This window comes from Streptomyces hygroscopicus subsp. hygroscopicus (assembly GCF_001553455.1).
Lineage (GTDB): Bacteria > Actinomycetota > Actinomycetes > Streptomycetales > Streptomycetaceae > Streptomyces > Streptomyces hygroscopicus.
In genome coordinates, this window is sequence record NZ_BBOX01000333.1 from 1 (window position 1) to 7,192 (window position 7,192).

At 73.1% G+C, this 7,192-nt stretch carries 7 protein-coding genes; 5 read left to right on the forward strand and 2 right to left on the reverse strand.

The features are described 5' to 3' along the window. On the reverse strand, positions 1–578 hold a 578-nt coding region (locus AXW62_RS29820; protein WP_030839499.1), incomplete at its 3' end, for a TetR/AcrR family transcriptional regulator. A 243-nt stretch (positions 579–821) separates the two neighbouring features. Here AXW62_RS29820 and AXW62_RS29825 point away from each other — a divergent pair. The 5 genes from AXW62_RS29825 to AXW62_RS29845 all read left to right on the forward strand — a co-directional run bounded on the left by AXW62_RS29825 (position 822) and on the right by AXW62_RS29845 (position 6,363). After that, positions 822–1,388, forward strand: coding sequence for a (2Fe-2S)-binding protein (locus tag AXW62_RS29825; RefSeq protein WP_030839496.1), 567 nt, complete (start codon positions 822–824; stop codon positions 1,386–1,388). Further along, positions 1,385–2,377, forward strand: coding sequence for an FAD binding domain-containing protein (locus tag AXW62_RS29830; RefSeq protein ID WP_060947249.1), 993 nt, complete (start codon positions 1,385–1,387; stop codon positions 2,375–2,377). Before AXW62_RS29825 ends, AXW62_RS29830 begins: the two co-directional genes overlap by 4 nt. Then, positions 2,374–4,524 (forward strand): xanthine dehydrogenase family protein molybdopterin-binding subunit, encoded by a 2,151-nt coding sequence (locus tag AXW62_RS29835; RefSeq protein ID WP_060947250.1) that lies wholly within the window; start codon positions 2,374–2,376, stop codon positions 4,522–4,524. Before AXW62_RS29830 ends, AXW62_RS29835 begins: the two co-directional genes overlap by 4 nt. Positions 4,525–4,957: 433 nt before the next feature. Further along, positions 4,958–5,491, forward strand: coding sequence for a ferritin-like domain-containing protein (locus AXW62_RS29840; protein WP_060947251.1), 534 nt, complete (start codon positions 4,958–4,960; stop codon positions 5,489–5,491). A gap of 104 nt (positions 5,492–5,595) precedes the next feature. Beyond that, entirely contained in the window at positions 5,596–6,363 is a 768-nt protein-coding gene (locus tag AXW62_RS29845; protein WP_060947252.1) for a pentapeptide repeat-containing protein, read from the forward strand. On the opposite strand, the gene AXW62_RS29850 is transcribed toward AXW62_RS29845, so the two are convergent. Continuing rightward, complete coding sequence (locus AXW62_RS29850) at positions 6,273–6,617, reverse strand: hypothetical protein (protein WP_060947253.1); 345 nt, start codon at positions 6,615–6,617, stop codon at positions 6,273–6,275. The genes AXW62_RS29845 and AXW62_RS29850 overlap by 91 nt on opposite strands. Positions 6,618–7,192: the final 575 nt, after the last annotated feature.

Sequence of the window (7,192 nt, forward strand, 5' to 3'; positions counted from 1 at the left end):
CACCGGCCGGGCGCGCCCGCCCGCAACCCGTCCATGACCAGGTCCAGCAGCCGTCTGGCGCGCGCCTGCCCGTTGTCGCGGGGGTCGATCTGCCACAGCCCGCAGATGGCGAGCAGGAAGTCGTCGGAGGTGACGCCCGGGCGGATGGTGCCGACCTCCTCGTTCGCCGCCAGCAGGAGTTCGACGGCCTCGGTCACCGGGCCGTGCCCCGGTTTCGCCGGGCCGCCGGGCGCGCTGGTGGCCTTGTGCAGCGCGTCGGCCAGGCCGGCCTTGGCCATGGCGAACCGGGCGAGGTGCCCCATCCACTCCCGCAGCGCCTGATCCGGTGGGCGGGTGCGGAGCAACGTGGCCGCGGTGTCCGCGAGCTGCCGCATCTCATGACGGTAGATCTCCAGGACCAGGGCCTCCCGGCTGGGGAAGTTGCGGTAGAGCGTGCCCTGCCCGACGCACGCCTTCTTCGCGATGGTGCTCAGCGGGACGTCCGCCGAGCGGGTCAGCTCCGCCAGCGCCACTTCCAGGATGCGCTCGCGGTTCGCAACCGCGTCCGAGCGCAGAGGCGCGTCCTTCTCTTCCCGCACCCGTCCTCCTTCCGGCCATGGCGCAGTGCCGACCTTGCTCACCGGACAGCTGTCCGCTAAGTTCATGCAGAGCGGACAGCTGTCCGCTTAGGATCACCTTACCGGCAGAAACGGCCCGGGGGGATGGCCGGAACCGAGCGGCCACCAGCATTCTCGCGCATCCCGCATCCCCAGGGCCTGTTCACCGGGACCCCTTCAACGGACGACTTCGACGCGCACCCCACCCGCGAAAGAAGGCTGATCATGGCCCCAGCTCCCTCGCCGACGTCCAGCGTCATCACGCTGACCATCAACGGCGAGAAGCACACGCTGCCCGTCGACCACCGCACCACCCTGCTCGACGCCCTGCGTGACCATCTCGACCTCACCGGCACCAAGAAGGGCTGCGACCAGGGCCAGTGCGGTGCCTGCACGGTACTGCTCGACGGACGCCGGGCCGTCTCCTGTCTCCAGCTCGCGGTGGCGGCCGAGGGCCGCGAGGTCACCACCATCGAGGGAGTGGCCGACGGCGACCGGCTGCATCCGGTGCAGCAGGCGTTCCTCGACCTCGACGGCTATCAGTGCGGCTACTGCACTCCGGGGCAGATCTGTTCCGCCCTCGCCGTGCTCGAGGAGCACGCGGAGGGCTGGCCGAGCGCCGTCACCACCGATGTCCGCCCCGAGGCGGGCCCCGCGCCCCTCACCCCCGAGGAGATCCGGGAGCGGATGAGCGGCAACCTGTGCCGCTGCGGCGCCTATGTGTCGATCGTGCAGGCGGTCGCGCGGGCGGCCGAGGCACGGACGGACCGGAACGAGGAGGTCGTCGCATGAGGGAGTTCGGCTACCAGCGCGTGGGCGACGTCGCCGAGGCGGTCGCCGTGCTCGGCGACGACCCGGAGGCGCGTTTCCTGGGCGGCGGCACCAATCTCGTCGACCTGATGAAGACCGGGGTGGAGCGGCCCGCGCGCCTCGTCGACGTGCGTGAACTGCCCCTCGGCCAGGTGGAGTCGACGGCGGACGGCGGTCTGCGCATCGGCGCCACCGTCACCAACAGCGATCTCGCCGCCCATCCCGAGGTACGGCGCCGCTACCCGGCCCTGACCCAGGCCGTCCTGGCGGGCGCCTCCGGGCAGCTGCGCAACATGGCCACGGTCGGCGGCAACCTGCTCCAGCGCACCCGCTGCGGCTACTTCACCGATGTGACGGTGGCCTGCAACAAGCGTCTCCCCGGCAGCGGTTGCCCGGCCATCGAGGGTGAGCACCACAACCACGCGATCCTCGGCGCCTCCGAGCACTGCGTGGCCACCCACCCCTCGGACATGGCGGTCGCGCTCACCGCGTTCGACGCCGTCGTGTGCTACGAAACCGCCGACGGGCCGGGCGAGTTGCCGCTCGCGGACTTCTACCTGCCCGTGGGGGACACCCCGCACCTGGAGACCGCGCTGCCGTCCGGGGCTCTGATCACCGGCGTCACCCTGCCCCCGGCCCCGGTCGCCGCCCGCTCCCGCTACCGGAAGGTCCGCGAGCGCGCCTCCTACGCCTTCGCCATCGGCTCGATCGCTGGCGCCCTCGACGTCCGGGCCGGGGTCGTACACGATGTCCGCCTCGCCTTCGGAGCGGTCGCCTCCCGGCCGTGGCGAGCCCGGGAGGCCGAGCGGTCGCTGACCGGAGGCCCGGTGAGCGCCGACGCGTTCGCCGCCGCCGCGGACGCGGAACTGGCCGCCGCGAAGGTCCTGCCCCACAACGGCTACAAGGTGCCGCTGATGCGCAACCTCGTCGTGGCCGTGCTGACCGAACTCGCCGAGGAGGCCGCCCGATGACCACGACGACCGGAATCCCCGCGGCGACCGGGGCCCTCGGCACCGCGCGCACCCGCGTCGAGGGCCGGGACAAGGTCACCGGAGCGGCCCGCTACGCGGGCGACATCCCCTTGCCCGAACTCGCCCACGGCTGGCTGGTGTTGTCCACCGTCGCCCGGGGCCGTGTGCGCTCGGTCGAATCCGACGCGGTCCTCGCCATGCCCGGTGTCCTCGCGGTCCTCCACCACCAGAACGCCCCGCGCATCAACCTGGACTACGTCGGAATGGTCGGGCGGCCGGACCCGGTCATCGGGGTCTTCCAGCAGGACCGCGTCCCCTTCAGGGGCTGGCCGGTGGCGCTGGTCGTCGCCGAACGGCCCGAGCAGGCCAGGGAAGCCGCCGAACAGCTGGTGGTCCACTACGACCAGGAGCCGCACGACGTCACGTTCTACGCCGGACACCCCGGGGCGTACACCCCCGAGGACTCGCCCTTCGGCCGGGCGGAGGAGACCAAGGGGGACGTCGAGGCCGAACTCGCCGCGTCCGCGTTCGTCGTGGACGCGGAGTACACCACCCCCGAAGAACACCACAACCCCATGGAGCCGCACGCGGCCACGGCCCACTGGGACGACGGCCGGCTCGAGGTCCTGGACTCCAACCAGGGCAGTACGTGGGTGGCCACCGAACTCGCGCAGATCTTCTCCCTCGACCCGGGGTCGGTACGGGTGCGGTCCGAACACGTCGGCGGCGGCTTCGGCTCCAAGGGGGTCCGGCCCACCCAGGTGGCCGCCGCGATGGCCGCGACCGTCCTCCAGCGCCCGGTCCGGGTGGTCATGACCCGTCGCCAGATGTTCTCGGCCATCGGTTACCGCAGCCCCACGGCGCAACGGGTCAGGCTGGGCGCCGACGCGTCGGGGAAGCTGCGCGCCCTCGACCACCGGTCCGAGTGCCTCACCTCGACCGTCCACGAGTTCATCGAGCGCAGCGCCAGCGTGGGACGCGTGCTGTACGACGCCCCCGCGCACCACACCAGCGACCGCGTCGTACGGCTCGACGTGCCGACGCCGACCTTCATGCGGGGGCCCGGCGAGGCACCGGGCTCGTTCGCCCTGGAGTGCGCGCTCGACGAGCTGGCCGAGAAGAGCGGTATCGACCCGATCGAGCTGCGGGTGCGCAACGAACCCGACCGGGGCCCCATCTCGGGCCTGCCGTTCAGCAGCCGCAATCTGGTCGCCTGCATGGAGGAAGGCTCCCGCAGGTTCGGCTGGGCGGACCGGGACCCGCGTCCGGGGCTGCGCCGCGAGGGACGGTGGCTGCTCGGTACCGGTATGGCGGCGGCCAGCTTCCACTCCGGGGTGGGCCCGTCCACGGCGGCCGTGACGGCGGAGGCGAACGGCACCTTCACGGTACGGATCAACGCGGCGGACATCGGGACCGGTGCCCGGACCGCCATCGCCCTGGTCGCCGCGGACGCGCTGGGCGTGGATCCGGAGCGGGTCCGGGTGGTCATGGCGGACAGCGACCTCGGCCCGGCGATGTTCGCCGGTGGCTCGATGGGCACCCGCTCCTGGGCCTGGGCGGTGTCGATGGCGGTGGGCGAGCTGCGGGAGCGGCTGGCCCTGGGCGGGGACATCCCGCCCGAGGGAATCACCGCCCGGTCCGACACCTCCGAGGCGATCGGCGCCCTCGCGCAGAAGGAGCGGCACTCCTTCGGCGCGCAGTTCGCCGAGGTGGCCGTGGACGTCACGAGCGGAGAGGTCCGTGTGCGGCGCATGCTCGGCATCTTCGCGGCGGGCCGGATCGTCAATCCCCTGACCGCGCGCAACCAGCTCGTCGGCGGGATGATCTGGGGCATCTCCATGGCCCTGCACGAGGAGGCGATCAGGGACCGGGCCTCGGGCGGACATGTGGGTCCCGACCTCGCGGGCTACCACTTCGCCGCGAACGCCGACGTGCCGCTCGTCGAGGCGGACTGGGTGGACGATCCGGACCCGGACGACCCGGTCGGCATCAAGGGCGTCGGTGAGGTCGGCATCGTAGGGGCCGCCGCGGCGATCGCCAACGCGGTGTGGCACGCCACCGGGGTCCGCCACCGCCACCTGCCGATCCGCCCGGACCGGGTCCTGTCGGCGGGGACGAACGTGCCGGAGCACCGGCCCGGAGCCTGACCCCGCCTTCGGGCGACCGGCGCCGGCCAGGACGTTTCGACCTGGCCGGCGCCGAAGTCATGCGCGCCGAGTGCGCGGGCGCCGACCTGGCCAGCGGCGCACTCGTGCACGCCGAGTGCGCGGGCACCGAACGCGCAGGTACCGAGTACGGGGCACCGAACTCCCAGGCGCCGAACTCGCGGGCGCGGCCTGCGGGGGCCGGTGCGGCCTCGGGAAGCGAGTGCGCGCGCACGCCCCCCACGGACCGGCCACGCGGCGGCGGACCGGTTGCGGGGCGACGGCCCCGGCCGCGGCGGCTGACGTCCGCCGCCGGACGGATACCGCCGTTCGGCTGGCGCTGTGCGGCGATCCAGTCATCTTCCCCTCCCACCGGCTCCGCCGCGCGCCCGGCGGGGAACATTCGCCCAACCCGAGGCGAGCAGAGAGGGCACCGATGAGCGACGACTTCGTGCTGGACGTGAGCAGGATCCGCGACGAGGCCCGCCGGAAGATGGCAGCCGGACCGGTGACGGACGCCTACGGCCTGGACAAGGACCGCGTCATCGGCATCCTCAACGACGTCATCGCGACCGAGGTGGTGTGCTGGCTGCGCTACACCCGCCACGCCATCTCGGCCAGCGGAATCGACCGCGCCCAGGTGTCCGCGGAGTTCACCGAGCACGCGGCGGAGGAGATGCAGCACGCGCTGCGCGCCGCCGAACGCGTCTCCCAGCTCGGCGGCGACCCCGACTTCGACCCGGCCACGCTGGCCCGGCGCGCCCACACCGACTACACCACACCGCCCGACAACGACCTGAAGGCGATGCTGGAGCACAACCTGCTCGCCGAGCGCATCGTGATCGCCAGCTACCAGGAGATCATCCGCTGGCTGGGCCAACACGACCCGACCACCCGCCGGCTGATGGAGTCGATCCTGGAGCAGGAGGAGGACCACGCCGACGACCTGGTGGACCTGATCGGCGTCTGACTCCGCGGCCGGAACGGCGCGGCAACACGGCGGCACGGCATCGCGCGCCTCACCGGAGCACCCGGCACACGGCACCCCACGACCGAGAGCGGCAGGGACGGCCCATGAACACGCGTTGGCCCCGTGCGTTCTCCCGCGTCATCGTGACCGCCGCCCTGTCCTCCGCCCTGTCCTCCGCCCTGCTCACCGGCTGCGGCGAGAACCGGCACGGCCGGAGCTGTTCCGGCCACGCGGGCAGGGATCTCTCCGGCCGCGCCGTCGCCGGTGCGGATCTCTGGCAGAAGAAGCTGCGGTGCGTCAACCTCGAAGGCTCCACCCTGACCGGGCTGGTGTCCGAGGCGAACCTGCGCCGCGGCAACCTCTACCGGGCACGGCTGGCCGGTGCGTCGCTGGAGAACGTCGACCTGCGCGATGCCGACCTCCGCCGGGCCGACCTCACCTCCGCCACGCTCTCGCAGGTCGACCTGCGCGGCGCCGACCTGAGCGGGGCCGTGCTCGGCAAGGGCCTCCTCACCGACGTCAGCCTCGACGGCGCCCGGCTGACCGGCGCCGATCTGCGGGCGGCCGACCTCACCCACGTCGGCCTCTCCTCGGCCGACCTGAGCGGCGCCGACCTGGGCGGGGCCACGCTGTCGGACTCCGATCTCCGCGGCGCCCGGCTGCGGAAGGCCGACGTCTCCACGACGAGCTGGGAGAACGTCGTCTGTCCGGACGGCTCCCGGTCGGGCGCCCGGGTTTCCTGCGCGGACCATCCGGCCCGTGCGGCGGCCCGAACCCCGGATCAGCTCCCCGTGTCGCCGGTCGCGTTGCCGGATTCTTCCGGCGAGGGGTCCCGCGCGTCCCGGTGCGCCTGTTCGAGACCCTTCAGGTAGGCGTCCAGGTAGTCGTCGTCCGACAGCCGGGCGCACGGCTCCGGAACGGGGTGGGAACGCACCGCTCCACCCCGGTTGGCGGCGGCCCGCTCGGCGATGGCGTCGACGCAGCGCCGGGTGGTCTCGGCCTTCTCGGCCGCGGCCGGGGTGCCGGTCGGAGAGGGCTTGCCGCCTCCGTCACCGCCGGAGGAACAGCCGGTCAGGAGCAGGGTGGTGACGACGGCTGCCGTGGCGGCGGCGGTGCGGGTGCGCATATGTCTCCCCGAGGCGTGAACGGTGGGGTGCATCATGCGGTGCCGGGACGGTGGCACGGGAGAGCCGTGAAGACGTTGTGATGAAATGGTGACCAAGCGGGCATATGCCGGGATCCGGCGGGCACGAGCGGCGGCTGCCGATGCGCCGCCCCGGCGGCCCCGGCCGGGCTCGGACCGGGTCGTGGACGGCGGTCCGTCCGCAGGGGTGAGGTGGCGAGGACCGGCCTGTGGCTCATTCCATAGCTCACATGGTGAGACCGAGGTCCGTTTCCTGGAAACCGGGACATATTCTGGACCACATGTCCGCACCCGCCCGTCTGCTGTGTCTCGCGCTGTTCGCGAACTCGGCGTGGTGCGTCGACGACGGTCTCTGTCGCCGCTGAGCCGCGACCAGCCGGTCTTCCCACCGCGCGGCGCCGCGTCGCCCGGCCGGACTCGCCCGCCCGGCGTCGCCCCCCCGTCCCCCTCTCGAACGCCTCCGGAGCCCGCTCGTGACAACCGCCCCGCCCGCCGAGGCGGCGAAGACCGCCGCACTGCTGTCCCCCTCGCCCACCTCCGTGCCACGGCCCACGGCG

Coding starts and splice junctions, on each gene's coding strand:
- AXW62_RS29835 (WP_060947250.1), top strand. CDS start 2,374: ATGACCACGACGACCGGAATCCCCGCGGCGACCGGGGCCCTCGGCACC.
- AXW62_RS29845 (WP_060947252.1), top strand. CDS start 5,596: ATGAACACGCGTTGGCCCCGTGCGTTCTCCCGCGTCATCGTGACCGCC.
- AXW62_RS29840 (WP_060947251.1), top strand. CDS start 4,958: ATGAGCGACGACTTCGTGCTGGACGTGAGCAGGATCCGCGACGAGGCC.
- AXW62_RS29830 (WP_060947249.1), top strand. CDS start 1,385: ATGAGGGAGTTCGGCTACCAGCGCGTGGGCGACGTCGCCGAGGCGGTC.
- AXW62_RS29850 (WP_060947253.1), bottom strand. CDS start 6,617: ATGCGCACCCGCACCGCCGCCGCCACGGCAGCCGTCGTCACCACCCTG.
- AXW62_RS29825 (WP_030839496.1), top strand. CDS start 822: ATGGCCCCAGCTCCCTCGCCGACGTCCAGCGTCATCACGCTGACCATC.